The 26,514-nt window shown below is 44.7% G+C and carries 26 protein-coding genes; 25 read left to right on the top strand and 1 reads right to left on the bottom strand.

Going from position 1 to position 26,514, the window contains the following annotated elements:
- Nucleotides 1-65: 65 nt before the first annotated feature.
- The 10 genes from BV455_RS12990 (at nucleotide 66) to BV455_RS13035 (ending at nucleotide 11,148) form a co-directional block, all read left to right on the top strand.
- Nucleotides 66-1,373 carry an ATP-binding protein gene (locus tag BV455_RS12990; RefSeq protein WP_218687258.1) on the top strand — a complete coding sequence of 436 codons (1,308 nt, stop codon included), beginning with the start codon at nucleotides 66-68 and terminating at the stop codon, nucleotides 1,371-1,373.
- A 763-nt stretch (nucleotides 1,374-2,136) separates the two neighbouring features.
- Complete coding sequence (locus BV455_RS12995; protein WP_218687259.1) at nucleotides 2,137-2,919, top strand: hypothetical protein; 783 nt, start codon at nucleotides 2,137-2,139, stop codon at nucleotides 2,917-2,919.
- Between the two features lie 4 nt (nucleotides 2,920-2,923).
- Nucleotides 2,924-3,304, top strand: a complete 381-nt coding sequence (locus tag BV455_RS13000; RefSeq protein ID WP_017434544.1) for a GntR family transcriptional regulator — start codon at nucleotides 2,924-2,926, stop codon at nucleotides 3,302-3,304.
- Complete coding sequence (locus BV455_RS13005) at nucleotides 3,301-4,005, top strand: ABC transporter ATP-binding protein (RefSeq protein ID WP_218687260.1); 705 nt, start codon at nucleotides 3,301-3,303, stop codon at nucleotides 4,003-4,005. The genes BV455_RS13000 and BV455_RS13005 overlap by 4 nt, the downstream gene beginning before the upstream one ends.
- A complete protein-coding gene (locus BV455_RS13010; protein WP_042406578.1) occupies nucleotides 4,002-4,916 on the top strand; it encodes an ABC transporter ATP-binding protein in 915 nt (304 codons plus the stop codon). Before BV455_RS13005 ends, BV455_RS13010 begins: the two co-directional genes overlap by 4 nt.
- A complete protein-coding gene (locus tag BV455_RS13015) occupies nucleotides 4,909-5,856 on the top strand; it encodes an ABC transporter permease (protein ID WP_218687261.1) in 948 nt (315 codons plus the stop codon). The genes BV455_RS13010 and BV455_RS13015 overlap by 8 nt, the downstream gene beginning before the upstream one ends.
- Nucleotides 5,857-6,119: 263 nt before the next feature.
- Nucleotides 6,120-6,620, top strand: coding sequence for a DUF5946 family protein (locus BV455_RS13020; RefSeq protein ID WP_042406576.1), 501 nt, complete (start codon nucleotides 6,120-6,122; stop codon nucleotides 6,618-6,620).
- Between the two features lie 180 nt (nucleotides 6,621-6,800).
- Entirely contained in the window at nucleotides 6,801-7,253 is a 453-nt protein-coding gene (locus BV455_RS13025; RefSeq protein ID WP_017435427.1) for a MarR family winged helix-turn-helix transcriptional regulator, read from the top strand.
- Nucleotides 7,250-10,372 (top strand): MMPL family transporter, encoded by a 3,123-nt coding sequence (locus BV455_RS13030; RefSeq protein ID WP_218687262.1) that lies wholly within the window; start codon nucleotides 7,250-7,252, stop codon nucleotides 10,370-10,372. Before BV455_RS13025 ends, BV455_RS13030 begins: the two co-directional genes overlap by 4 nt.
- Nucleotides 10,373-10,479: 107 nt before the next feature.
- Entirely contained in the window at nucleotides 10,480-11,148 is a 669-nt protein-coding gene (locus tag BV455_RS13035; protein ID WP_061579356.1) for a type 1 glutamine amidotransferase domain-containing protein, read from the top strand.
- Nucleotides 11,149-11,258: 110 nt separating this feature from the next.
- Here BV455_RS13035 and rnhC read toward each other — a convergent pair whose 3' ends face one another.
- A complete protein-coding gene (gene rnhC / locus BV455_RS13040) occupies nucleotides 11,259-12,164 on the bottom strand; it encodes a ribonuclease HIII (protein ID WP_061579357.1) in 906 nt (301 codons plus the stop codon).
- Nucleotides 12,165-12,282: 118 nt separating this feature from the next.
- Here rnhC and zapA point away from each other — a divergent pair, with 118 nt between their 5' ends.
- From zapA to BV455_RS13115, 15 genes are all read left to right on the top strand, one after another.
- The gene (gene zapA / locus BV455_RS13045; protein WP_017435431.1) at nucleotides 12,283-12,546 is read left to right on the top strand and encodes a cell division protein ZapA; all 264 of its coding nucleotides are present in this window, start codon (nucleotides 12,283-12,285) and stop codon (nucleotides 12,544-12,546) included.
- Between the two features lie 4 nt (nucleotides 12,547-12,550).
- On the top strand, nucleotides 12,551-13,090 hold the full coding sequence (locus tag BV455_RS13050; RefSeq protein WP_017435432.1) for a CvpA family protein: 540 nt from the start codon (nucleotides 12,551-12,553) through the stop codon (nucleotides 13,088-13,090).
- 97 nt (nucleotides 13,091-13,187) lie between these two features.
- Nucleotides 13,188-14,915 carry a DNA polymerase/3'-5' exonuclease PolX gene (gene polX / locus BV455_RS13055; protein ID WP_061579358.1) on the top strand — a complete coding sequence of 576 codons (1,728 nt, stop codon included), beginning with the start codon at nucleotides 13,188-13,190 and terminating at the stop codon, nucleotides 14,913-14,915.
- Between the two features lie 24 nt (nucleotides 14,916-14,939).
- Nucleotides 14,940-17,294 carry an endonuclease MutS2 gene (locus tag BV455_RS13060; RefSeq protein WP_042406566.1) on the top strand — a complete coding sequence of 785 codons (2,355 nt, stop codon included), beginning with the start codon at nucleotides 14,940-14,942 and terminating at the stop codon, nucleotides 17,292-17,294.
- A gap of 15 nt (nucleotides 17,295-17,309) precedes the next feature.
- Nucleotides 17,310-17,717, top strand: coding sequence for a DUF350 domain-containing protein (locus tag BV455_RS13065; protein ID WP_017435435.1), 408 nt, complete (start codon nucleotides 17,310-17,312; stop codon nucleotides 17,715-17,717).
- A gap of 16 nt (nucleotides 17,718-17,733) precedes the next feature.
- Complete coding sequence (locus BV455_RS13070) at nucleotides 17,734-17,898, top strand: hypothetical protein (protein ID WP_017435436.1); 165 nt, start codon at nucleotides 17,734-17,736, stop codon at nucleotides 17,896-17,898.
- A 112-nt stretch (nucleotides 17,899-18,010) separates the two neighbouring features.
- On the top strand, nucleotides 18,011-19,684 hold the full coding sequence (locus tag BV455_RS13075) for a long-chain-fatty-acid--CoA ligase (protein WP_017435438.1): 1,674 nt from the start codon (nucleotides 18,011-18,013) through the stop codon (nucleotides 19,682-19,684).
- Between the two features lie 101 nt (nucleotides 19,685-19,785).
- Entirely contained in the window at nucleotides 19,786-20,373 is a 588-nt protein-coding gene (locus tag BV455_RS13080) for a TetR/AcrR family transcriptional regulator (RefSeq protein ID WP_017435439.1), read from the top strand.
- Nucleotides 20,374-20,404: 31 nt separating this feature from the next.
- Nucleotides 20,405-21,178, top strand: coding sequence for an enoyl-CoA hydratase (locus BV455_RS13085; RefSeq protein ID WP_042406564.1), 774 nt, complete (start codon nucleotides 20,405-20,407; stop codon nucleotides 21,176-21,178).
- A 64-nt stretch (nucleotides 21,179-21,242) separates the two neighbouring features.
- Nucleotides 21,243-22,016 carry an electron transfer flavoprotein subunit beta/FixA family protein gene (locus BV455_RS13090; RefSeq protein WP_017435441.1) on the top strand — a complete coding sequence of 258 codons (774 nt, stop codon included), beginning with the start codon at nucleotides 21,243-21,245 and terminating at the stop codon, nucleotides 22,014-22,016.
- A gap of 29 nt (nucleotides 22,017-22,045) precedes the next feature.
- A complete protein-coding gene (locus BV455_RS13095) occupies nucleotides 22,046-23,023 on the top strand; it encodes an electron transfer flavoprotein subunit alpha/FixB family protein (protein ID WP_017435442.1) in 978 nt (325 codons plus the stop codon).
- Between the two features lie 173 nt (nucleotides 23,024-23,196).
- Nucleotides 23,197-23,511 (top strand): thioredoxin, encoded by a 315-nt coding sequence (gene trxA / locus BV455_RS13100; protein WP_017435443.1) that lies wholly within the window; start codon nucleotides 23,197-23,199, stop codon nucleotides 23,509-23,511.
- A gap of 347 nt (nucleotides 23,512-23,858) precedes the next feature.
- On the top strand, nucleotides 23,859-24,626 hold the full coding sequence (locus tag BV455_RS13105; RefSeq protein WP_218687263.1) for an ABC transporter ATP-binding protein: 768 nt from the start codon (nucleotides 23,859-23,861) through the stop codon (nucleotides 24,624-24,626).
- Between the two features lie 17 nt (nucleotides 24,627-24,643).
- Nucleotides 24,644-25,669 carry an aliphatic sulfonate ABC transporter substrate-binding protein gene (locus tag BV455_RS13110; RefSeq protein WP_218687264.1) on the top strand — a complete coding sequence of 342 codons (1,026 nt, stop codon included), beginning with the start codon at nucleotides 24,644-24,646 and terminating at the stop codon, nucleotides 25,667-25,669.
- Nucleotides 25,662-26,507, top strand: a complete 846-nt coding sequence (locus tag BV455_RS13115) for an ABC transporter permease (protein WP_017435446.1) — start codon at nucleotides 25,662-25,664, stop codon at nucleotides 26,505-26,507. Before BV455_RS13110 ends, BV455_RS13115 begins: the two co-directional genes overlap by 8 nt.
- The last annotated feature ends 7 nt before the right edge of the window (nucleotides 26,508-26,514 follow it).

The raw sequence follows: 26,514 nt of genomic DNA on the forward strand, positions 1-26,514 counted from the left end.
AATAGTAAATGGCTAAATAAATGCTGAATTCATTAAGATTTTGTCATGTAAAGGAAGGTGTGAATATGTTCCTCGACATTGTAAAAAACGTCCTATTAAATTTGTTTTTTATTCTGATCCCAGTTTTCATTCTTGCATTATGGCTTGAGGAAAGAAACGCACCTGAAAAAATAAGGAAGTACATTTTAACACTGGCTTTTGCTATTATCATCATTCTTTGCATGACATTTCCTATCAATCCCAACATCGATGCGGAATATATTTACGATTTACATCAAGTGCCTCTTTGGTTGGGCAGTTTGTATAAAGGGCCGATCGCCAGCCTTTTTCTTTGTATGGTGACGATTGGCTACCGCTCTTTTTTTGGCGGAAAAGAATTCATGCTGACCGCTATTACATCGGTCGCCATTATGATCGCCGGCATAGCCTTATCGAAAAAATTTTTGGCCTTGTCTTCCAAACAGCGCATTTTGCTTGCTTTTCTATTATCCGCTGTTTCCGAGATGCTCATGGTCGTTTGGATCCAATCCTTTCATCACACATTGCCGGCTTCTTCAGCGTTTTGGCTCTACCTGCCTATTCAGCCAATCAGTATGATTTTCACATGCTATCTTAAAGAAGTTTTATATAAAAACAGCGTATTAAGAAAACGGATTATCCGCGCGGAAAAAATGGAAGTGGTCAGCCACTTAGCTGCTTCCATTTCCCATGAAGTGCGCAATCCCCTAACGACCGCGCGAGGGTTTATACAATTGCTGGAGCAAAGCCATTTATCGCAAGAAAAGCGGAAACAATACATTCGCATTGCCATCGAAGAATTAGATCGCGCTGAAGCGATTATCACGGATTATCTTACATTTGCCAAACCTGCTCCGGAAAGCGTAGAAAATCTAAATGTGAAAACAGAAATGGAACGCGTCATCGATATTGTGCGTCCGCTGGCAAACATGAATAGTGTTGAAGTCCAAACGTCGCTCATTCCTTGTAACGTCAAAGGGGAACGCCAAAAACTTCAACAATGCTTGCTCAATATTATCAAGAACGCTATTGAAGCAATGCCGAATGGCGGCACACTCGAAGTTTACATTTCTATCGAAAAAGATCAAGTGCTTATCCGCATCTCGGATACAGGGGTCGGAATGACCAAAGAACAAATCGAACGCCTTGGGGAACCATATTTTACAACAAAAGGAAGAAGAGGTACCGGACTTGGAATGATGGTCGTCTATCGAATTATCGAATCGATGGGTGGAACGATCCAAATTGCAAGCGAAGTCAACAAGGGAACACAAGTATCATTATATCTTCCACTCACGCAGTCTCTGCATACCCCTTCTGTGGAGCAAAAACGTGACGCCTTTGTCGCTTTATGAGACAAATCACGAATCGGAAAATTGTCTTTCCAGCAGTGATTCCAAGCATAAAAATCACGGAAAAGCTGGTTTTAATGCAAAGATGCTGAACATAAATTGTACGGGTTTAACCAAAGTAAATAAAAATTAGATAATTGTTCATTTTTGTTGTGTCTCAAGAAGATTAAGTCAATTGTAAAATTAGACTTTATCTCATTTTCAATGGAGTGCTAAAAACTCTTTTTCAGTGATTTTAACATGATTAAACTCATTTTCATTAAGGTTAATCAATATCTAGGATCTAAGAAATTTTGTCAATATTTAGAACGTGGTAAAAAACGCATAATCGATTCATGAAAATCCACCACCTTGGAAATTATATACAGAGGTCCAACTACCATCCCAAGGGGTGGATATTAACATGATTTCTAATTGAGTTGCGGAACATGCAATGGATGATGAAATCGCTCCTCTTTTTGCAATCTTTGTTGCGATGCATCGGCCGACGTTTTTTTACTGAAACGCCATACGCGGCAGGACGACCGCGAATTTCCAGAAAATCTTTGCTGAGATATTTCAAAATGTAAATAGTGTGGAACAAAGGATGTCGATCAAGCAATTTTACGACATCTTTTTTATTTGCCTCGTTTCCTTTGTTTAAGCATACGACGATTTTCGGTCGTTTATGTGTATGAAGAAAAGAAGAGTGACAAATTGACATTATTTTGAATATTAGTGTACTATATTACTAGTACACTAATCCACTATTGCTGGAGGGGAAAAAATGAGTTCGTGGATTGGCTTATTAAAAAAAGAATGGCGCATCTCTAAGATGTGGATAATAACTACGGTTGGAATCGTGATCGCCGTTAATATCGTGGCATATTTATTGGCTCTAAAATACGATGAACCGATAACGATGTTCGTTCCATCATTGATTGTCACATGCCTGCATGCTTTTTATATGTTGATCTTTATGGCTCTCAGCTTGCAAACGGAAGCGAAGCGGCTTCATTTATGGCTTCACACCCCACAGCCGGCATTTCGATTGGTAAGCGCCAAACTGCTTATCGCGTTTGGCAGCCTGCTTGTTTCCCTGTTTGTTTCAGCGCTATTTACCTACATTGCGTCGCTTGAAATAAAAGAGAGGTATTTCCATGAGGAAATGTGGAATCATGAGCTTTTTATCCAAAGCGGTGTGCTGGCGGTTTTGTCTATTATGCTGCTATCTATCCATATGGCGGTCTGGTGTTTATTTTATTGGGTGATTTACCGCATCTGTAAACAAATGTTTGCGAAACTATCGGGGCTGATTGTTGCGCTTATTTATTTTCTGTTAGGCTGGCTATTTTCGTTGTTTATGAAAACAAACGTATACGAATGGCTAACGGGATGGGGAAAAATAGCGATGCCGGGGGTTATGTTCAAGTACAATACAACTGAAGAATGGATAATGATTGAAAAGATTGAAACGATGTCAATAGGAGCAGTCGTTTTTTACGGTATTATGGCTGTCCTCGTATTTTGCGCTTCTATTTGGTTAATTGACAGAAAAGTTGAGGTGTAAAGACGTGGCCGGTGAGTTTGATACAACGAAGCCGATCTATATGCAAATAATGGAGAAAATTAATAAGAAAATTGTGCGCAACGAATGGAAAGCGGGAGATAAATTGCCGTCTGTGCGGGAGATGGCCGTACAAACAGGAGTAAACCCGAATACGATCCAGCGCACATATAGCGAGCTCGAAAGGATGGGGATTGTGGAAACACGGCGCGGTCAAGGAACGTTTGTCACGGAAAATGTGGAAGCCATCGAACGGTTGCGTGAACAGCTGAAACGAGATATTGTGGCTGATTTTATACGGAACATGACAGAGCTTGGATTTACGATGAATGACATGATAGCTTCGCTAAAAGATTTCAGTAAGGGAGAGGATGGAAAGAAACAATGATTGAGTTCGAGCGCGTCACAAAAAAGTACGGTAATGTCATCGCATTAGATGATGTATCGCTAAGTTTAGAAAAAGGAAAAATCATCGGCGTCCTTGGCGCAAACGGCAGCGGCAAATCAACTTTTTTGAAATTGATTGCCGGACTCGTTTTTCCTACGAAAGGAAAAGTGCTAGTCGATGGAATGGAAGTAACGAAAAAAATCAGCGGCAAAGTCGCGTATTTATCGGAGCTGGACGCCTATTATGACAGCTTTACGGTTAAGGATATGCTGGAGTTTTACGCTTCGCAATTTAGCGATTTCCACAAAGAAAAAGCGCATGACATTTTAGAGTTTATGGAAATCCAGCCTGATAAAAAAATAAGACAGCTGTCCAAAGGCGGAAGGGGCCGTGCGAAAATCGCTTTTACGTTAGCGCGGGAAGCGCCGATTTTATTGATGGATGAACCGCTGTCCGGCCTTGACCCGATGGTGCGCGAATCTATCGTCAAGGGACTGATTTCATTTGTCGATCTAGAACGGCAGACGATTGTGATGACGACACATGAAATCGATGAAGTGGAACCATTGCTGGATGAGGCGATTTTCCTCCGTGATGGAAAAGTGGCGGAGCGCGTCCACGTCGATGAATTAAGAGAAACAAGCCGCGATAGTGTAGTAAACCGGCTGAAAAAAATTTATAAGGGAGAGGAACGACCATGAATCCGCTTTTGCAGTTGAAAAATGTCAGGAAAGATATTGGCAAGAAAACGATTATCCATGATTTGTCGCTCGAGGTATTTCCAGGGGAGGTGTTTGGGTTTCTGGGGCCGAACGGCGCCGGGAAAACGACAACGATTCGCATGATTGTAGGGCTGATGGGAATTACTAGTGGCGATGTGCTGATTAATGGAATCAGTATTCAAAAAGACTTTGAAAAAGCGATACAGCATGTCGGCGCCATTGTCGAAAACCCGGAGATGTATAAATTTTTAACGGGTTATCAAAATTTATTGCACTATGCGCGAATGACAAAAGGAGTAACAAAGGAGCGAATCGATGAGGTTGTCAAACTAGTGGGGTTGGAAAAACGAATTCATGACAAAGTGAAAACATATTCGCTCGGCATGCGGCAGCGGCTAGGACTGGCGCAGGCATTGCTTCATCGGCCTTCTTTGCTTATTTTGGATGAACCGACAAACGGGCTCGATCCCGCCGGCATCCGCGAAATCCGCGACTATTTGCGCAAGCTGGCGAAAGAAGAAGGGCTGGGGATCATCGTTTCAAGCCATCTTCTGTCGGAAATGGAAATGATGTGCGACCGCTTTGCGATTATTCAACATGGAAGATTAGTAGGAATTGAATCGGTTCAAGAGCTGTCAAAACAAGCTCAAAAGGTGCTGCTTACAGTAAAGCCGGTGGAACAGGCACTAACCGTGATCAAAAACATCTATCCTCATATGAACATCACATCGGCAAAGCAAGGAATTGAAGTTTCCATCGATTATGAGGAAATACCAAGCTTGAATGCCGCCTTAGTGTCAGAAAATATCAAAGTATATGGCATTCAAGTTCTTACGAAATCGTTGGAAGAAAGATTTTTAGAAATGACGGGAGGTAATGAAATTGCCTAGCATTCTTTCATTAATTCAAAACGAAAATATGAAAATTTACCGCCGTATTGGCACATGGTTTATGATCGCTCTTCTTGCCTTGTCGACATTAGCGGGAGCGCTGATTACAAAAGCAACGCATAAAGAGCCGAAAAATTGGAAGGCGGAGGTTGCTTCGGAGATAAAGGAAATGGAAGCACAGCTTTCTGAGGAAAAGGTGCCGAAAATGTATAAAAATCATCTCGAACAGCAGCTGAAAATCAATGAGTATCGTCTAGAGCATAATATAAAACCTGTGGCGTCCAATACGTTCTGGGGATATTTGGTGAGTTCTGCAGACATTATTGCGCTGATCACGCTGTTTACGATTATTGTGGCGGCAGGAAGCGTAGCCAATGAATTTTCGTGGGGAACGATCAAGCTGCTTCTCATTCGTCCCGCCAGCCGCACGAAAATTTTGCTTTCGAAATACATTGCCGCTCTGTTGTTTGCGCTTTGCATGCTGCTATTGCTATTTGTTTTCTCGTCCGTCGTCGGCGCGATTGTTTTTGGAATCGAAAACATCCGCGAACCATATTTAGCGTACCAAAACGGAACGGTTGTTGAGAAAAGCATGCTTCTCCATGTCATGCAAGTATACGCACTCAATTGCGTTGATCTTGTCATGATGACGACCTTTGCGTTTATGATATCCGCGGTGTTTCGCAATCACTCGCTTGCGGTTGGACTGGCGACTTTTGCCCTGTTTGCAGGGCCGCAGATTACGACGCTTCTTGCCATGAAATTTGACTGGGCAAAATATTTATTATTTGCCAATACAGACTTAACGCAATATATTGATGGAACGCCGCTTGTCGAAGGAATGACAATGCCGTTTTCCATGATGATGCTGCTTATTTACTTTGTTATATTTAACGCACTTACATGGTTTATTTTCCGGAAGCGCGATATTGCGGCGTAATCGGTCCTATTCGCTTATGGAAACGATCCATCCCTTGGCCCTTGTTTTTTATCACGGTATGTGACTGCCAAGGAGATGGATTTTTTTATTAAATGTCCAAGCATTGTTTAGTGCAACGGAGAATGAGGTATATAACCAATTATTGTCCATTCTCATTATGTATTTGTTATGCTCAAACGAGCAAACGCCGCTCGTTTACGAATCTATCGTTTCTTGTAATTTTATCTTGTAAAATGAAAAAGAATGTACGGAGGTGTTTTCAAATGGGAAATCTTATTGTAGAATGTCCAGGATGCAAACTGAAACTTCCTAGTAAAAATTTAGAGCCTTGCGACCGTTATCACGCATCCGGCGAGTGCTGGCAGTTTTACGGAGAATTAGCCGCATATAACATGTCAAAAAATGATCCCGCCTTCATCCACCAACTAGCCGTCGACGCCTACGGCGCGCAACATTCAGGAGGAGTGACGCGCAACATTACAACGGCATTTGCGCTCATCGGCTTATATTTATCCATTGAATGCGGATACACGGGAAGGCAAGTACAGAAAGCACACATGGAATTAGCCAAGCGGCGGCACGATTGGCCTCGCTTCGAACCACCTCATCAAACATATTCGCTGACGGTATTCGATGTGTTGCGTGTGGAACCAGGCAAGAAAAGAGACGAGATGCTTAAATCCTGGGCAGAAGATGTCTGGAAGAGCTGGGAACACTACCATGATTGGGTCAGAACAATCTGCCATCAATGGCTCAATAGGTGAAGCCTGTTTGCGTTTTCGGCATTATCGAAAAAGTCACATGGCTGCGGTTTGTTAAGTTTTTTGCATAAAAATAACGGTTGTCCTTTCTCAATACTTCTCTTTTGACTTTTTTTCTAGGAGATTGTTACATTGTTTAATAGTTAAATAATTAAACTATTTTTCACAAAAAGGGGCGATAGCTTGCAGAAGAGAAACATTGATGATCTCATTGAACGGTATTTGTCTGTTTCGTTTATGGTAATGAAAAAAGCAGCGGCGCTCGTCAAGTGCGAGCTTGATGAGGATATGACAAACGACCAGTATTACCTGCTTCGCTGCATCAAAAAGAAAGCGAAATGCACATCCACCGAGCTTGCGTCCTTGTTTGGCGTAAACAAAAGCGCGATTACGGCGATGACGAACCGCCTTGTCGAAAAAGGCCTGCTTCAGCGCACGCGAGATCAAAACGACCGCAGGGTTGTTTATTTGACGCTGACGGAACGAGGAGACAAATGGATTACGGAAACGGAAGAAAAAATTCATAAATTGGTCGAATCGTTCATAACCAAATTTTCGGAAGAGGAAATTGAAGCATTTATTCAAACATATGAAAAACTTGTCCGCATTTTTCAGGAGATGGAGGGAACATCGTGAGAGGAATCATTAAAGGAAAATGGTTCGTGCTCTTGGTATGGGTCATCGCCGCTGCCGTGCTGATGGTGACGGCGCCGAACATGGCCGATCTTGTCCGCGAGAAAGGGCAGCTTAGCGTGCCGAAAGGATATTCGTCATCGTTAGCGATGGAGATTTTAAAGGAAGTGCAGCAGCGGGAAAACAAGGGGAGCGAACTGTCAACGGCGCTTGTGTTTTACCGCAAAGGCGGGCTGACGGACAACGATTGGAAGGAAGCGGAGCGTGCCGTTGAACAGCTGGAAGCGCAGAAAGAGGAGCTCGGGATTACCGAAGTTATTTCCCCGTTTAAAGAAAAAGAATTGAAAGATCAACTTGTTTCCAAGGATGGCACGACGATTTTAACGTCCGTGAAGCTGGAGCGGAACGGAAGAAGCGCGAAAGAAATAAGCAAGGCACTTTACAAAGCGATTGATGACATTTCTGTCGAACATTATTACACGGGAGGATGGATGATTGACGAAGACGTTGTCGTCAGCTCGCAGAAAGGGTTGAAAAAGACGGAAGGCATTACGGTTGTGTTTATTTTAGTGGTGCTGCTTGTCGTGTTCCGTTCGTTTGTCGCGCCGCTCATTCCGCTTGTGACGGTCGGGATAACCTATTTAGTGTCGCAGTCAATCGTTGCTTTTCTTGTGGATCAAGTGAATTTTCCGCTGTCGACGTTTACGCAAATCTTTTTAGTTGCTGTGTTGTTTGGAATTGGGACGGACTATTGTATTTTGCTGTTAAGCCGGTTTAAGGAAGAACTTTCACAGCATGAAAACCGCACGGATGCCATTGTCGCCACATACCGTACCGCCGGAAAAACGGTATTGTTCAGTGGAATCGCGGTGATGATCGGGTTTGCCGCAATTGGGCTGTCGACGTTTAAGTTGTATCAATCGGCTGCCGCGGTCGCGGTTGGTGTCGCGGTGCTGCTCGTTGCGCTGATGACGTTGGTGCCGTTTTTTATGGCGGCGCTTGGCCCAAAGCTGTTTTGGCCGGTGAAAGGAAATTTGGAACATAAACAAAGCCGATTGTGGGATGCCGCAGGCCGGTTTGCGTTTGCCAGACCGTTAATTGCGTTAGGCATCGTTGCGGTCATTACCGTTCCCGTGTTGGTGACATATGAAGGGAATTTGTCGTTTGATTCCCTTGAAGAAATTGGTGACGACTATGCGTCCGTCAAAGCGTTTAACGTTATTGCCAAAAGCTTTAATCCTGGCGAAGCGATGCCGACGCAAATCGTCATGAAAAACGATGAAGCGATGAACTCGCAGGAGTATTTCGCATTAATCGAAAAAATTAGCCGTGAAGTCGAAAAAATCGATGGGGTGGACAAAGTACGTTCTGTCACGCGTCCGACAGGAGAACCGATTGAACAATTGTTTGTCACCGAGCAAGCGAAAAACTTAAAAAACGGTCTTGGACAAGGAAAAGAAGGGATTGAGAAAATCAGCTCTGGACTAAGTCAAGCGAGCGAACAGCTCTCTGTGTCCGCGCCAAAATTAAAACAAGCGGCAAACGGCATGGAAAAGCTTGTATCAGGGACGGAGCGTCTCAAAATGGGGATCGGCGATCTGCAAAAAGGGTTGGCGCAGATTGAGCAAGGCATTCGCAGCGGTTCGATGGGAGCTGGCGAAATCAAAAAAGGATTGGCAACAATCCAGGACAATGCGAAAAAGCTACAGCAAGGCGCTGAACAGTTGCTGCAAGGATATGAAAAGGCGGGCGCCGGTCTCTCCTCGCTTGTCCGCCAGTATGAACAGCTGCAAGAAGGCATGAACGTCTTATCGGGGCAATTATCCTCGGTAAGCGCATCGTTGAATCGTATTGAGCAAACACATCCAGAGTTGCAGCAAGACCGCGAATACCAGCAGGCAAAAATGGTTGCTGCAGAACTGGCAAAACAATCACAGCAAATGACTGCTGGTTTTGTACAATTAAATACTGCGCTCAAACAGGCAAGCGATGGGGTGCGCCAAGCGAATGGCTCGTTTACGCAGCTTATCAGCGGCCAAAAAGCATGGATCGATGGCATGACCAAGCTGATTGCCGGGCTTGACGAGCTGCAAAAAGGGATGGATAAAGCAGCAAACGGACAGCGCCAAGTCATCGAGCGCCTGCCACAATTGTCGAATGGATTAAGCCAGGTAAATGCCGGGCAAGAACAGCTGCTGCAAGGATTTTCGCAGTTAGACGGGCAAATGAATCAATTAATTACAGGACTGGATCAAAGCGCGAACGGTCTTCGGCAAGTATCGAAAGGCCTCGGTTCCGCAGAAAGCTATTTATCCGAGCTTTCGTCTTCGCCAAACGAAGAAATGACGGGATGGTATTTGCCGAAACAAGTGCTTGAGAGCAAAGAGTTTGCCCAAGCACAAGATGCATATATGTCCAAAGATAGAAAAGTAGTGACGTTTGATGTGATTTTTGATGAAAATCCGTATTCGACGTCAGCGTTAAATAAAATCGATGATATTAAGCATGCGGTCGCGCGCGCGGTCAAAGATACGAAACTCGAAAACGCAAAAGTTGCCGTTGGCGGAGTGACAAGCATTTATTCTGATTTGCACACCATCTCGTCGAATGACTATTCCCGCACTGTCGTGTTGATGCTTGCCGGCATTGCGCTTATTTTAATCATTTTGCTTCGTTCGCTGATCATGCCAATGTATTTAATTTTATCGCTTATTTTGACATACTACACATCGATGGCGGTAACAGAGCTTATTTTCGTCCATGGACTTGGATATGCCGGCCTAAACTGGGCGGTATCGTTTTTCGCGTTTGTCATCTTGATCGCGCTTGGCATCGACTACAGCATTTTCTTGATGGACCGCTTCAACGAATATCGCGACAAGACGGTGCAGGAAGCGATGCTTCTGGCGATGCGCAATATGGGAACGGTCATTATTTCCGCTGCTGTCATTTTAGGCGGGACGTTTGCGGCGATGTATCCGTCCGGCGTCTTGTCGCTCTTGCAAATCGCGACGATTGTTCTTACGGGATTAATTTTATACGCGCTTGTTGTGCTGCCGCTCTTTGTCCCTGTGATGGTGAAAACATTCGGCAAGGCAAACTGGTGGCCGTTTATGAAGTAAAGGCGGTGCTCTGGCAGGGAGCCCGCTTTTTTGAGCATATTTATTGGTGCTTTTGTAGAAGATAATCTATGATAAAAGTACGAATTCGATAAAAGGAGGAATAGCCAATGACCAAGCGTGTGCTGATGGTGGTTACCAACCATACAACGATTACCGACGACCATAAAACAGGGCTTTGGCTCGAAGAATTCGCCGTTCCGTATCTGGTGTTTAAAGAAAAAGGATATGACGTAAAAGTAGCAAGCATTCAAGGCGGGGAAGTACCGCTTGATCCGCGCAGCATTGAAGAAAAAGATCCAGCTTGGGCAGAAGCTGAAAAAGAGTTGAAAAACACTGCCCGTTTGAGCAAAGACGATGCAACTGGGTTTGATGCGATTTTCCTTCCTGGCGGCCACGGGACGATGTTTGATTTTCCAGATAATGAAACATTGCAATACGTTCTGCAGCAATTCGCTGAAGATGGAAGAATCATTGGCGCCGTTTGCCATGGTCCGTCTGGTCTTGTCAATGTGACATATAAGGACGGGACGCCGCTTGTCAAAGGAAAGACGGTAACGTCGTTTACGGATGAAGAAGAGAGAGAGGTGCAGTTAGATCAATATATGCCGTTTTTACTTGAATCGACGTTGCGCTTAAGAGGCGCCAATTTCGTCCACGGTGAAAAATGGACGGATTTCTCCGTGCGTGACGGCAATTTGATTACCGGGCAAAACCCGCAATCCAGTAGAAGCACGGCGGAAAAGGTTGTTGAGGCGCTGGAGGAGAAAGGAAAGTAAAGATGATAAACGGCAGCGGGAGCCGAACTGACTCGTCTATGTATGAACGAAGAGAGGCTGACTCAAAAGGTCGTTAACAACGGTCTTTTCGAGCCATCCTCTTTTTATGTTTACTGTTTAGCAAGCCGCACTGCTTTTTCCGTATTAGCGAAATGAAGCTTTGCGCACGTTTCGAGAATGGCAGGCCCGTGCATTTGGATAAGCTTTGCAGCAGCTTGATCGACTTGTGCTCCCGCCCCTTTTGGCAATGTCATGCCGACTTGCTTGCTTAGCCGCTCTATTTCCTGCAAAAATACGTAGCGGGCGATCGTCGAAGCAGCGGCCACTGCAATATGAATCGTTTCTGCCTTCGGGTAGCAATACACACGATCGCGGACGACATTTGTTTCGCTTTCGAGGTAGCGAAAATATAAGTCCCGCTCAATAAATTGGTCAATAATGATCGCTTCTGGCTCAAGCGGCGAAAGTTGTTCCACGAGCTTTCTAATTGCTTCATTATGTAATAACGCCTTTATTTTCGTTTGCGGCATTCCGCTTCGTTGCCAGTCATTATACATTGGATTGGACAGTATCACCGTTTGGTGCGGGATCATGCTCATAAGCGATGGGGCGAGCCGGCGGATGGCTTCATCGGTTAATAGTTTCGAATCTTTTACTCCCGTTGCTGTGATCACATCCATTTGGTCTTTGGCGACATATGCGGCGGCAACGACAACTGGCCCAAAATAATCTCCGGTTCCGACTTCATCGGAGCCGACTGCCGATGCAGCAGCCAAACGAGGTTGGAAAGCCGCCGTTTCTTTTTGACCCGATTGTTTCATCCATTTCGCTGCTTCCTGTTCTGCCTCTTTTCCTTGAAACAGCACCTTTCCCGAACGGTAAGCGGTAATTGTGCAGCCTGATCGTTTGGCAACGAACAAAGCACCTGCAGGAAGATGCCCCGTTATATCGGAAGCGTAATGATTCCGCATCTTTTCCAGCATCGCTGCTGTTGCCGTGATGACGTGATTTGCCATGGCCATTCACTCCTAATTGCAATTGTTTTTTCTTTTGCATATCATAGTCGTATCTTTTCATTATATCAGCATTCATGGTATGATAAACAATAGGATTTTGCAGAATGGGGGAAATCATTTGGCGGAGCAACAAAAAACGCGGGTGACAGTCGATATATACGGGCAGCAATATACGATCGTCGGCACAGAAAGCTCAAGCCATATCCGATTAGTCGCATCGATTGTCGACGACAAAATGCGGGAGATTAGCGAGAAAAATCCGACATTGGATATTAATAAACTAGCGGTACTAACAGCAATTAATATCGTTCATGATTATATAAAATTAAAAGAAGAATATGATCGGCTTTTACAAAAACTACATAAGGAAAAGGATGAGTAACGGAATGGTCGATCTTCTTTTACTTTTTATCCTTTTAATGGGGTTTATGATCGGGCTAAAGCGAGGCTTTATTCTCCAATTTATTCATATGACCGGCTTTATCATCGCTTTTGTTGTCGCTTATCTTTATTATGAAAAATTAGTGCCGCCGCTGCGTCTGTGGATTCCGTATCCGACGTTTGGCGATCCGGAAACGGTCAAACTGCTGTTTGAAAGCACGCATTTGGATGACGCATATTATCGGGCGATCGCGTTTGCGATTTTATTCTTCGCTACGAAAATTGTGATGCAAATTATTGGTTCAATGCTGGATTTCGTGGCGCAATTGCCGCTCCTTCGCAGCATCAACCGCTGGGCTGGCGGAGCGTTAGGATTTGTCGAAGTATATTTAATTGTGTTTCTTATCCTATACATTGGTGCACTAGTTCCCATTCAAAGCTGGCAGGCAAAGCTTCAAGGTTCTTTTCTTGCTACTGCCATTGTCAAGCATACCCCATTTTTATCGGAAATGTTGAAACAAATGTGGATGCGTTACATGGTGTAATCACTTCTCTATGACTCATAGGGAAGTTTTTTTGTACTTTTTCGTAAAAACTTGTATTATGTTTCGTAGCGGATGGTACAGATAGGTAGGGGATAAAATGAAAGGAAACAAAAAAGATGTCATTCGTCTGTTGGAGACGATTGCGTTATATATGGAAATAAAAGGGGAAAATCCGTTTAAAATTGCAGCGTTTCGCAAGGCGGCAAGCGCATTGGAAACCGATGAACGAAGCATTGCGGAAATAGACGATTTCACCGCCATCCCGGGAATCGGAAAGGGGACATCAAGCGTCATCAACGAATTTTTGGAAACGGGTACATCGAGGGTTCTTGAACAATTAAAGGAGGAAATTCCTGAAACCCTGCTTACGCTGCTTCGGCTTCCCGGGCTTGGCGGAAAGAAAATTGCCAAATTGTACCAGGAGCTAGGGGTTGTCGATATGGCCACCTTAAAAGAAGCTTGCCTCGCTCAGAAAGTGCAGAAACTGCCGGGCTTTGGAAAAAAAACAGAAGAAAAACTATTAGCGGCGATCGAAGAAAGCGGAGCCCGTCCGGAGCGGCTGCCGCTGGCAGCGGTGCTGCCGATTGCCACGGAAATTGAAGAGCAGTTGAAGACGATGAAAGGAATCATCCGTTTTTCGCGTGCCGGCAGTTTGCGGCGCATGAAAGAGACAGTAAAAGATCTGGATTTCATTATTGCCACGAATGACCCGCAGCTGGTGCGGGAACAGCTGCTGCAGCTAAATCACATTTCCAATGTGATCGCCAGCGGGGATACGAAAGTATCATTGCAGCTTTCTTATGAGTACGACATTGCCGTTGATTTTCGGTTAGTGACAGAAGAACAGTTTGCCACAACGCTTCATCATTTTACAGGGTCGAAAGAGCATAATGTCCGCATGCGGCAGCTGGCGAAAGAACGAGGGGAAAAAATTAGCGAATATGGCGTAGAAAATGGAAAAACGGGAGAAATAAAAACGTTTCCGAGTGAACAAGCGTTTTTTGCTTATTTTCAATTGCCGTTTATTCCGCCGGAGTTAAGAGAAGACGGCACAGAAGTCGACCGTTACCGCGACGATTATCCGCTTCTTCATCTTTCCCATATCCAGGGGGATTTGCATATGCATTCGGCTTGGAGCGACGGGGCGTGTTCGATTGAAGAGATGGCGGAGGCATGTCGGAAGCGAGGCTACCGCTATATGGCGATTACTGACCATTCTCAATATTTAAAGGTTGCCAACGGGCTGACAGTCGAACGATTAAAGCGGCAGCGCGAAGAAATTGAACGATTAAACGCGAAATACGATGATTTTACGATTTTGGCTGGCGTGGAAATGGATATTTTGCCGGACGGGACGCTCGATTACGATGATGAGGTGTTGGCGGAATTGGACTTTGTCATTGCTGCGATTCACTCGAGCTTCTCGCAGCCGCGCGATGTCATTATGAAGCGGCTTACGGCTGCGCTTCGCAATCGCTATGTTGATGTCATCGCCCATCCGACAGGACGGCTGATCGGCAGACGGGACGGATATGACGTCGATATCGATATGCTCATAGAGCTGGCACGGGAGACGGATACCGTGTTGGAATTAAACGCGAATCCGAACCGCCTTGATTTATCGTATGTTTATTTGAAAAAAGCGCAAGACGCCGGTGTGAAAATTGCCATTAATACCGACGCCCATCATTTGGACATGCTTGAGGATATGGAAATTGGAGTGGCGGCGGCGCGCAAAGGCTGGATTCGCAAAGATACGGTCATCAACACATGGACGCTGGAGGAATTACGGCATTTTTTACGGCGAAAACGTTCCACTAAATAAAATGGGCATGGAGGTTTTGCATCAGTGCAGACAAAAGTTCTTCACGTATTGGAATTTGATAAAGTAAAAGAACAATTGTTAAAGCATGCGGCATCGTCGTTAGGAAAAGAAAAAATTGAAACATTGCTTCCGTCTTCTGACTTTGCCGAAGTAGTGGATTGGCTTGAGGAAACGGATGAAGCGGCGGCGGTGCTTCGTTTGCGCGGACATGTGCCGCTTGGCGGCATTTTCGATATTCGCGCAAGTCTGAAGAGGGCGAAAATCGGCGGCACGCTTAGCCCGCAAGAACTGCTGGACATTGCCAGCACTGTTTCCGCCAGCCGGCAGTTAAAGCAGTTTATCGAATCGCTGCACGAGGAACATGGAAACTTCCCGCGTTTGGCTGGCTATGCACAAAGCCTTGCTTTGCTTCCAGAAGTGGAGCAGGAGATTGAACGATGCATCGATGATCATGGAGAAGTGCTTGATCACGCGAGCGAACGATTGCGCTCGCTCCGTCAGCAGCTGCGCACGACAGAGGCACGCATTAGGGAAAAGCTAGAAAGCATCATCCGCTCGCCATCGGCGCAAAAAATGCTGTCTGATGCGATTATTACGATCCGCAACGAACGCTACGTCATTCCGGTGAAACAGGAATACCGCGGTGCTTACGGCGGCATCGTCCACGATCAATCGGCTTCCGGAGCGACGTTGTTTATCGAGCCGCAAGCGGTAGTGGAACTAAACAACCAGCTGCGAGAAGCGCGGGTGAAAGAAAAACAGGAAATCGAGCGGATTTTAATCGAACTGACAAAGGTAGTCGCTAACCACGCAGAAGCATTGCTAGAAACGGTTCATATATTGGCACAGCTCGATTTTATTTTTGCTAAAGCCAAATACGCCAACCAGCTGAAAGCGACAAAGCCGGCGATGAACGACCGTGGCTATATTCGCATGCTGCAGGCGCGCCACCCGCTCATTGATCAGGGCGTTGTCGTTCCTAATGATATTGAACTCGGCAAAGAATATAAAACCATCGTCATCACCGGTCCGAACACCGGTGGGAAGACCGTTACCTTAAAAACGATTGGACTATTGACATTAATGGCGCAGGCCGGCTTATTTGTCCCGGCCCTCGATGGCTCGGAGCTGGCTGTATTTCGCGCGGTTTATGCCGATATCGGCGATGAACAGTCGATTGAACAAAGCTTAAGCACGTTTTCCTCGCATATGGTCAATATTGTCGATATTTTGCGCCGCGTTGACGAAAAAAGCCTTGTTTTATTTGACGAGCTAGGAGCAGGAACTGATCCGCAAGAAGGAGCTGCGCTTGCAATCGCTATTTTAGATGAGGTGCATGGACGCGGAGCGCGGACAGTAGCCACCACCCACTATCCGGAATTAAAAGCGTACGGATACAATCGGGATGGCGTCATTAATGCCAGTGTTGAATTTGACACCGAAACGCTTCGTCCGACGTATAAATTATTGATTGGTGTCCCAGGTCGGAGCAATGCTTTTGAAATTTCGAGGCGGCTTGGCCTTGACGAGCGCATTATTGAGCGGGCAAAATCGCATATTAGCACCGAAAGTAATAAAGTGGAAAACATGATCGCCTCGCTAGAACAAAGCAAAAAGCAAGCAGAAGAGGAAGAAAAGCGGGCAAAAGAAGCACGGATGGAAGCGGAAAAACTGCGCGACGAATGGAGACAAAAATGGGAAGCGCTTGAAGAAAAGCAGGATGAGATCATCGATGAGGCAAAACGGAAAGCAGCCGATATCATCCGCGCCTCGCAGCAAGAAGCGGAGCGGATTATTCAGGAGCTTCGCCGCATGCAAAAAGAAAAACAAGCGGAAATAAAAGAACATGAGCTGATTGAGGCGAAAAAGCGCCTTGCCGAAGCGATGCCGACTTTGGCGAAGAAGAAAAAGGAACGCAAAAAAGAGAAGCGTCATGTCTTTCAGCCGGGCGACGAGGTGAAAGTGACAAGCTTAAATCAAAAAGGCTATCTTGTCGAAAAAGTATCGGATGAGGAATGGCAAGTCCAGCTCGGCATTTTGAAAATGAAAATCCATGAACGAGACTTGGAATATATCGGCAGCGCTCCGAAAACAGAGACAAAGCCGATCGCGACCGTCAAAGGAAAAGACTATCACGTCGGCTTGGAATTGGACTTGCGCGGCGAACGGTACGAAGATGCGCTTGCCCGTTTGGAAAAATATATCGATGATGCGCTATTGGCTGGGTACCCGCGCGTTTCCATTATTCACGGAAAAGGGACGGGTGCGCTTCGCAAAGGAGTGCAGGAGTTTTTGAAAAAGCACCGCGCCGTGAAAAGCTTCCATTTTGGCGAAGCCAGTGAAGGAGGAACAGGGGTAACGGTTGTCGAATTGAAATGACGGGGAGAGAGCGGGATGAAGACGTTTTGGGAAAATGAAATTGTAAAAATTGCCGCCAATTTCAGCGTAGCCGTTTTATGCATGGTCATCTTTTTGGCGGTGTTTGAATTAGTGACGAAATATAAAAATTGGGAAGAGATTCGAAAAGGAAATGTTGCAGTAGCGATGGCGACCGGCGGGAAAATTTTGGGTATTACCAATATTTTCCGTTATGCCCTTCGCCATCATGATTCATTGCTGGCGATGATCGGCTGGGGCGTATATGGCTTTTTGTTGCTGCTGATCGCGTATTTCATTTACGAATTTCTTACCCCGAAGTTTAACATCGACGAAGAAATTGCCAAAGACAATCGGGCTGTCGGCTTGATTTCCATGGTTATTTCCGTTGGTTTGTCTTTTGTCATTGGCGAAGGAATTCACTAAAGGGAGATAAAGAAGCATGGAGACATTGGCGAGAACATTGCTTATTTTTGCCGGAATTTTCCTCATTGGCGGCATCGTATATTTAGCGTGGAAAAATAAAACGATGGAAACATTGTCCAAAATATTGTTTATTTTATGTGCCTTTTTTGTATTGATCGGTCTTCTTTATTTATTTTTATAGGAAAGGGATCCCAAAAGGTAACTTTTGGGATCTTTTTTTGGATGTAAAATTCAAAAAAGTATAATAAAATAAAAATAAACGAATCTGAAATTTTTGAATATGGGGGAGTACGATGGAAAAGCCATGGCTTGCTCATTATCCACGGGAAATTCCGCATCACCTTAACTATCCCGATAAAACGTTGCCCGATTACTTGCGGGAAACGGCCGCACAGTTTGGCGGACATGAAGCGATTTATTTTCTTGGGAAAACGCTTACGTTCCGTGAAGTATATGAACAGGCGCTCACATTAGCGAATTATTTGAAACAAATCGGCCTGCAAAAAGGCGACCGCGTGTCGATTATGCTGCCAAACTGCCCGCAGGCGGTCATCAGCTATTATGGTGTGCTGTTCGCAGGCGGCATTGTCGTGCAGACGAATCCGCTTTATACGGAGCATGAATTGGAATATCAGCTGAACGACAGCGGCGCGACGATGCTGATTACGCTTGACATGCTTTATCCGAAAGCGGCCAAAGCGAAAGCGAAGACAAACGTGAAACATCTCATTATTACAAGTATGAAAGATTATTTGCCAACAGTGAAAAAATGGCTGTATCCTCTCATGCAGCGGAAGCAGCAACCTGTGATGGTCAAAGTGGAAGAGCGGAGCGACCAGCATTTGTTTTCGAAAATTATGGCCCAACCGAACGCAACAGAGCCCAGCGTGGAAATAAACTCAGCGGAAGATATCGCCCTGCTGCAATATACCGGCGGAACGACAGGCGTGCCGAAAGCGGCGATGCTGACGCACCGAAATTTAATCGCTAATACGTTAATGTGCGCCCATTGGATGTACCGCTGTGATAAAGGAACAGAATCGATTTTAGGCATTTTGCCGTTTTTCCATGTATACGGCATGACAACCGTGATGAATTTGGCGATTGTGCAAGCGTATAAAATGATTCTTTTGCCCAAGTTTGACGTGGAAGCGACATTAAAAACGATTGAGAAATTAAGGCCGACAATGTTTCCGGGAGCGCCGACCATGTATATTGCGCTGCTCAATCATCCGGATTTGGCGCGTTATGACTTGTCGTCCATTAAAGTATGTATTAGTGGATCAGCGCCGCTGCCAGTCGAAGTGCAAGAGAAGTTCGAAAAAGTGACGAGCGGCAAACTGATTGAAGGATACGGATTGACGGAAGCTTCCCCTGTCACTCACAGCAATTTCGTCTGGGACGGAGAGCGGGTAAAAGGAAGCATCGGCGTGCCATGGCCGGATACGGAAGCAAAAATTATTTCTTTAGAAACAGGGGAAGAAGCGAAAGCCAATGAAATTGGCGAGCTTGTTGTCCGCGGTCCGCAAGTGATGAAAGGCTACTGGAATCAGCCGCATGAAACGGAAAACGTGTTGCGCGATGGCTGGCTGTATACGGGCGATGTCGGTTATATGGACGAACGCGGCTATTTTTACATCGTTGATCGGAAAAAAGATATGATTATTGCGAGCGGATACAATATTTATCCGCGGGAGGTAGAAGAGGTATTATATCAGCACCCGAAAGTGCAGGAAGTGGTAGTCGTTGGCGTTCCAGATGAATACCGGGGGGAAACGGTAAAAGCATTCGTTGTTTTAAAACAAGGGCAGCAGTGTACGGCAGAAGAATTGGATCAATTTATGCGAAGCCGTTTGGCGGCATACAAAGTACCGAGAATTTACGAATTCCGCACAGAGCTTCCCAAAACAGCGGTAGGGAAAATTTTGCGCCGCGCCTTGCTCGGAGAAGAAAGAAAAAAAGAATGACTTCTTTTTGTCCAACTTAGGCTTGACAAAATAAATAAACAGTTCGTAAAATGAAAACATGAATGAATAATCATTCATATTTTCGTAAAGGAGAATGAGTATTGCGGAGGGATAAACCGAAATTTAAACAAATTATCGATGCTGCGGTAGTCGTCATTGCCGAACATGGCTACCATCAGGCGCAAGTATCAAAAATCGCGAAACAAGCAGGGGTCGCGGACGGCACGATCTATCTCTATTTTAAAAATAAAGAAGATATTCTCATATCGCTGTTTCAAGAAAAGATGGGCTCTTTTATTGAGAAAATCGAACAAGAAATAGCAGGAATTTCGAGCCCTTTAGAGAAATTATACGTATTAGTGGAAAAACATTTTGAATCACTGGCCGCGGATCATCATTTAGCCGTCGTTACTCAATTAGAATTGCGTCAATCGAATAAAGAACTGCGGCACCGAATTAATGAGGTGTTGAAAGGATATTTACGAATTATTGATGGGATTGTAAAAGAAGGGATTGAAAAGGGAGAATTTCGTCCCGATTTAGATATCCGACTAACGAGACAAATGATTTTTGGAACGATTGACGAGACGATAACGACATGGGTAATGAACGAGCAAAAATATGATCTCGTCGCTTTGGCCAAACCTGTCTATGAATTGTTAACGAAAGGATGCGCAGTTTCTCGCTAAAACGCAATCTGTTGGAAGGGGGAGAGGATAGATGGAATATTTTCACATCCATAAAGAGGAGTTTGTCGCGGACGTCACCTTTTCTCGTCCTCCGGCAAACGCTCTTTCATCCGCTGTATTGAAAGAGCTTTCATCCGTGCTTGATGAGCTGGAAGCGGATGATCAAGTCCGTGTTGTGCTTCTTCACGGCGAGGGAAGATTTTTCTCGGCAGGTGCCGATATTAAAGAGTTTACTTCTGTAAAATCCAGCGATGAAGCGACAGCGCTGTCGCAAAATGGCCAGCAAGTGCTGGAACGTATCGAACGTTTTCCAAAACCAGTGATTGCTGCCATCCATGGCGCAGCGCTAGGCGGCGGATTGGAGCTGGCGATGAGCTGCCATATCCGCATTGTTTCTGAAAACGCCAAACTCGGCCTGCCAGAGCTGCAGCTTGGCATTATACCTGGCTTTGCCGGAACGCAGCGGCTTCCTCGCTACGTCGGCTTTGGCAAAGCGGCCGAGATGATGTGGACGAGCGAGCCGATTACCGGAACAGAAGCGGTGCAGTGGGGCTTGGCAAACAAGGCGGTTCCGGAAGAGCAATTGCTGGAGGAAGCAAAGAAACTGGCGCAAAAAATTGCGCAAAAAAGCCCAATTTCGATTCGCGCTACCTTGCAGCTTTTAAATTCTTTTAAAGAAAAACCGTTCCGGGAAGCGGTGCATGAGGAAGCAATGCTGTTTGGAAGCGTGTTTACAACAGAAGATGCGAAAGAAGGCGTGCAAGCGTTCATTGAAAAGCGCCCGCCAGTCTTTCGTGGCAAATAATGTTTCTAATTGACAGAATCTTTGAAACTGAAGTAATGTTTGATCAAAATGAGGAGGGGCTCACATGAATATTTTCGTCTTAATGAAACGCACATTTGACACAGAAGAGAAAATTACGATTGTGGATGGCAAAGTAAGCGAAGAAGGAGCAGAATTTATTATTAACCCGTACGATGAATATGCTATCGAAGAAGCGATCCAAGTACGCGACAAACATGGCGGCGAAGTAACGGTTGTGACGGTAGGTAATGAGGATGCGGAAAAAGAATTGCGCACGGCGTTAGCGATGGGCTGCGATAAGGCGGTGCTCATTAATATTGAAGACGATGTTGAAGAGCAAGACCAATACACGACGGCGAAAGTGCTTGCCGAATATTTAAAAGATAAAAACCCGGATTTGATCTTGGCTGGAAATGTGGCCATTGACGGCGGTTCGGGGCAAGTTGGTCCGCGTGTTGCCGAGTTGCTTGGCATTCCGTATGTCACAACGATTACGAAATTAGATATTGACGGCAATAAAGTAACCGTCATTCGCGATGTGGAAGGCGACGAAGAAATTATCGAAACGTCGCTGCCATTGCTGGTTACTGCACAGCAAGGATTAAACGAGCCGCGCTATCCGTCGCTTCCAGGCATTATGAAAGCGAAAAAGAAACCGCTTGAAGAATTGGAATTGGATGACTTAGATCTGGAGGAAGAAGATGTCGAAGCAAAAACAAAAACGATCGAAGTATTCTTGCCGCCGAAACGGGAAGCTGGAAAAATTCTCGAAGGCGAAATTGCAGATCAAGTGAAAGAACTTGTCCGGCTGTTACGTTCTGAAGCAAAAGTAGTTTGATTTTATCAATAAAGTAGGGGGACTGAAAAATGGCACGCAAAGTACTTACATTAGCAGAAGTTCGTGACGGATCATTAAGAAACGTATCGTTTGAGGCAATTGCGGCGGCAAAAACGATCGCCCAGGGCGGGGAGGTCGTTTCCGTCCTTGTTGGTGAAAGCGTCCAATCGTATGCCAATGAGTTATTCTTCTACGGCGCCGACCGTGTGGTTGTTGTAGAGCATCCGAACTTAAAAAATTATACATCTGACGGCTATTCTCAAGCGCTGAAAGCAGTGATTGACGAAGAAAAACCAGAAGGAATCGTATTCGGCCACACCGCTTTAGGAAAAGATTTGTCGCCGAAATTGGCGATTAAACTTAACTCCGGACTTGTTTCCGATGTGGTTGCGGTTGAAGAAGCAGGCGGAAACCTTATCTTTACGCGTCCGATTTATTCCGGAAAGGCGTTTGAAAAGAAAATCGTTACAGACGGCATTATTTTTGTGACGGTACGTCCAAACAACATTCAGCCGCTAGAGCGCGATGAATCCCGTTCTGGAGAAGTAAAAGCGGTTTCCGTTGACATTAAGGATTTGCGTGCAATCGTGAAAGAAATCGTCCGTAAAACAGCCGAAGGCGTCGATTTAACCGAAGCAAAAGTTATCGTTGCCGGCGGCCGCGGCGTGAAAAGCGCGGAAGGATTTAAACCGCTGCAAGAGCTTGCTGAAGTGCTAGGCGGCGCCGTCGGTGCGTCCCGCGGCGCGTGCGATGCCGGGTATTGCGATTATTCGTTGCAAATCGGGCAAACAGGAAAAGTCGTCACGCCAGATCTTTATATCGCCTGCGGTATTTCGGGCGCCATCCAGCATTTAGCAGGGATGTCCAACTCAAAAGTCATCGTAGCGATTAACAAAGATCCGGAAGCAAACATTTTCAAAGTAGCTGACTACGGCATTGTCGGAGACTTGTTCGAAGTCGTTCCGTTGCTGACAGAGGAATTTAAAAAATTAAAAGTGCATTCATAATTATGACAGAAACGGGCAAGGCAAGCCGGCTTTGCTCGTTTTCTGCTGTCTGCCAGACGGCATAATTCCTGCCAGAAAGCGAATATTAGAAACGAAGCAAAACATTCGCGCCAAACTTCATTACATGGTATACTTTGCTTACAGCATTACTAGCGAAATAGGAGGAATGCAAAATGGCAATTGTGAATGCGACAGATCAAACATTTGCGGCAGAAACGAAAGACGGCGTAACTTTAGTCGATTTCTGGGCGCCTTGGTGCGGACCTTGCCGCATGATCGCACCGGTTCTTGAAGAATTGGATCAAGAAATGGGCGATAAAGTAAAAATCGTTAAAGTGAATGTCGACGAAAACCAAGAAACGGCTTCGAAATTCGGGGTAATGAGCATTCCAACATTGCTCGTTTTCAAAAATGGAGAGCTTGTTGACAAAACGGTAGGCTATCAACCGAAAGAAGCGCTTGTTCAACTGCTGGAAAAACACGTATAATTCCTTTTTCTTCAAGGGGATTCAGGCGATATATTGCCTGAATCTCTTTTTTATTTTTTATTTATGATAACGAAAAATGTAAAAAAACAATTGACCGAATTTACAAAATTGTTTATATTTATAATCAATAAATCTTATAGGTTAACTATGAATTAAAAACTGCTATTGGTACAACGCTTTGTTTTTTTGCGTTCATAAACATAGTTAACCTATAGGAATTATATATTTTATAAAGAACAACTAAGATCATTTTTCTTCATTCAGATCGATTCAAAGAGGAGGCGGTTTTATGAGAATAGTGATTACAGCATTTTTCTTCTAACATTCGCAGAAAGGAGGAGGACGAAGTGAGTATACAGATTGATGTGAAAAGTAAAAGTTTTTTCCAAGGAAAACAAGGAGTTCATGTGCTTCAAGATGTTCACCTAGAAATAAAAAATGGTGAATTCATTACGATCATTGGCCCAAGTGGATGTGGGAAAAGTACATTGCTAAAAATTGTAGCAGGGTTGGATACCGATTATAAAGGTACGGTAGAAATAGATGGTGTTCAAATTGATGGTCCAGGGTTAGAGCAAGGCTTTATTTTTCAGGAACATCGTTTATTCCCATGGTTAACCGTGGAAGAAAATATTGCAGCCAATCAATCGCTGAAAGACGTAAATGTCCGGAAAAAAGTGGATGAGTTAATAGAGCTTGTCCGGCTAAAAGGCTTTGAAAAAGCCTACCCGAAAGAATTATCAGGGGGAATGGCACAACGCGTGGCAATTGCGAGAGCATTGCTGCGGGAACCAAAAATATTATTGCTCGATGAACCGTTTAGTGCACTTGATGCCTTTACAAGAAAGCATTTGCAAGATGTTTTACTGGATATATGGCAAAATAAACAAATTACGATGATTCTTGTCACTCATGACTTAGATGAAGCGGTTTATTTAGGAACGAAAGTAATGGTGATGAAAGCAAAGCCAGGACAAATTCGTAAAATTGTTTCCGTTCCATTGCCATTTCCACGACAGCGCGTTCATCCATCTTTCCAAGAAATGAGGCAACGCATATTACGTGAATTTGAAACAGCGGAAAACTCTCCTTTACTGGAGGGACTAGGAATTTAAGAGAGGAGGAACCTCGTATGAGGAAACATATATTCATTCTGTTTATAAGCCTGTTTATCGTGTTGATGTCTGGCTGCGGACAGGAATCAATGACAAGTACAACAGCGAAAGGAAAAGAAAAAAACGTAACGATTCGCATCGGCATTCAGCAAAGTCTTGGACCGCTTTTACTGGCAAAAGAAAAAGGATGGTTTGAAAAAGAATTGGAAAAAGAAGGAGTCCAAGTCAAATGGATTGAGTTCCAAAGCGGACCTCCACATTTTGAAGCGATGGCATCCAATAATCTTGATTTCGGAGTTGTTGGAAACTCTCCGGTAATTGCTGCCCAAGCCGCCAACATTGAATTTAAGGAGATCAGTAAAGCAGCAGAAGGATTAAAAGGAGATGCCATCATTGTACCGCAAGGAAGTAAAATTAACAGTCTGAAGGATTTAAAAGGGAAAAAAATCGCCGTTGCCAAAGGAAGCAGTGGATTTAACTTCTTATATGAAGCCCTCCAGCACGCTGGCTTGAAAGCGTCAGAGGTTGAAATGATTCAATTGCAACCGGATGAAGCGCAAGCAGCGTTTGATACACATAAAGTGGATGCTTGGGCGATTTGGGAGCCGTTTATTTCCTACGAGGTGATCAAAAATAAAGCACGTATCGTAGCGGATGGAGAAGATCTTCAAGCATATTCACCATCATTTATCGTGGCACGAACGGGGTTTATCAAAGAACATCCTGATTTAACGGTCCAATTTTTAAAAATTTATGAGAAAGCTCGGCGTTGGCAAAATGATCATTTTAACGAAGCGGCAGAGATTTATGCGAAAGTGAAAAAGTTAGACAAAGATGTCGTACTGCGAGCATTACGCAACAACCCATCATTAAACGAGCCAATTACGGATGATATTATTCAAGCACAGCAAAAAACCGCTGATTTCCAATATGCCCAACATATCATTAAAACAAAAATTAATACAAGCAAAGTAGTCGATAACCAATATATTAAACAAGTGTTTCAAGAATTAGAGAAGGAAGGTGAGAACAAACATGAATAAAACAACCATCACTGCCAGGCAGCCGCTTCTGCGAAAAGAGTGGGAAAGAAAGATTCCAGCTTTCGGCCGTAAGAAAATAAAAAAGTGGATGACACAAGCGGCATTGCCACTATCCGTTATATTCATATGGCAGCTTGTTGGGATGACAGGGACCGTTTCCAAAACCGTCTTGCCAACGCCGGCAGATATTATGAATGCTGCTTATCAATTAACTATTTCAGGGGAATTATTTACCCATTTGAAAGTTAGTATTTTTCGAGCGGCGACAGGATTTTTGCTTGGAGCCGGCATCGGGCTCCTTGCAGGCATTGCTGTAGGTTTTTCTACCAAAACGGAGGATGTCATCGACCCTACGGTACAAATGCTGCGAACGATTCCTCATTTGGCAGTGGCGCCACTTTTTATCTTATGGTTTGGGTTTGGAGAGACATCGAAAATTTTATTGATCGCTAAAGGCGCGTTCTTTCCTGTGTATGTGAATACATTTCTTGGCATACGAGGAGTCGATGCGAAGCTGTTTGATGTCGCACGTATTCTCCATTTTAGTAGATGGGAGAAAATTACGTTGCTCATCATCCCGTCTGCTCTTCCTACTATTTTATCTGGAATTCGTCTTTCTCTTGGAGCGGCCTGGCTCGGTCTTGTTGTTGCGGAGTTGATGGGTTCTACAGAAGGAATTGGATATATGATGATGGATGCAAGACAGTTTAGCAATACGGATATTGTTTTTGTCGGCATTATTCTTTTTGCGGTGGTAGGAAAACTTACAGATTCATTAGTCCGTGTATTGGAGAAACGGCTGCTTCGTTGGCAGGATACGTATAAAGGAACGATGTAAAAAAAGG

The sequence above is a fragment of the Parageobacillus caldoxylosilyticus genome, from assembly GCF_019272935.1.
GTDB lineage: Bacteria > Bacillota > Bacilli > Bacillales > Anoxybacillaceae > Saccharococcus > Saccharococcus caldoxylosilyticus.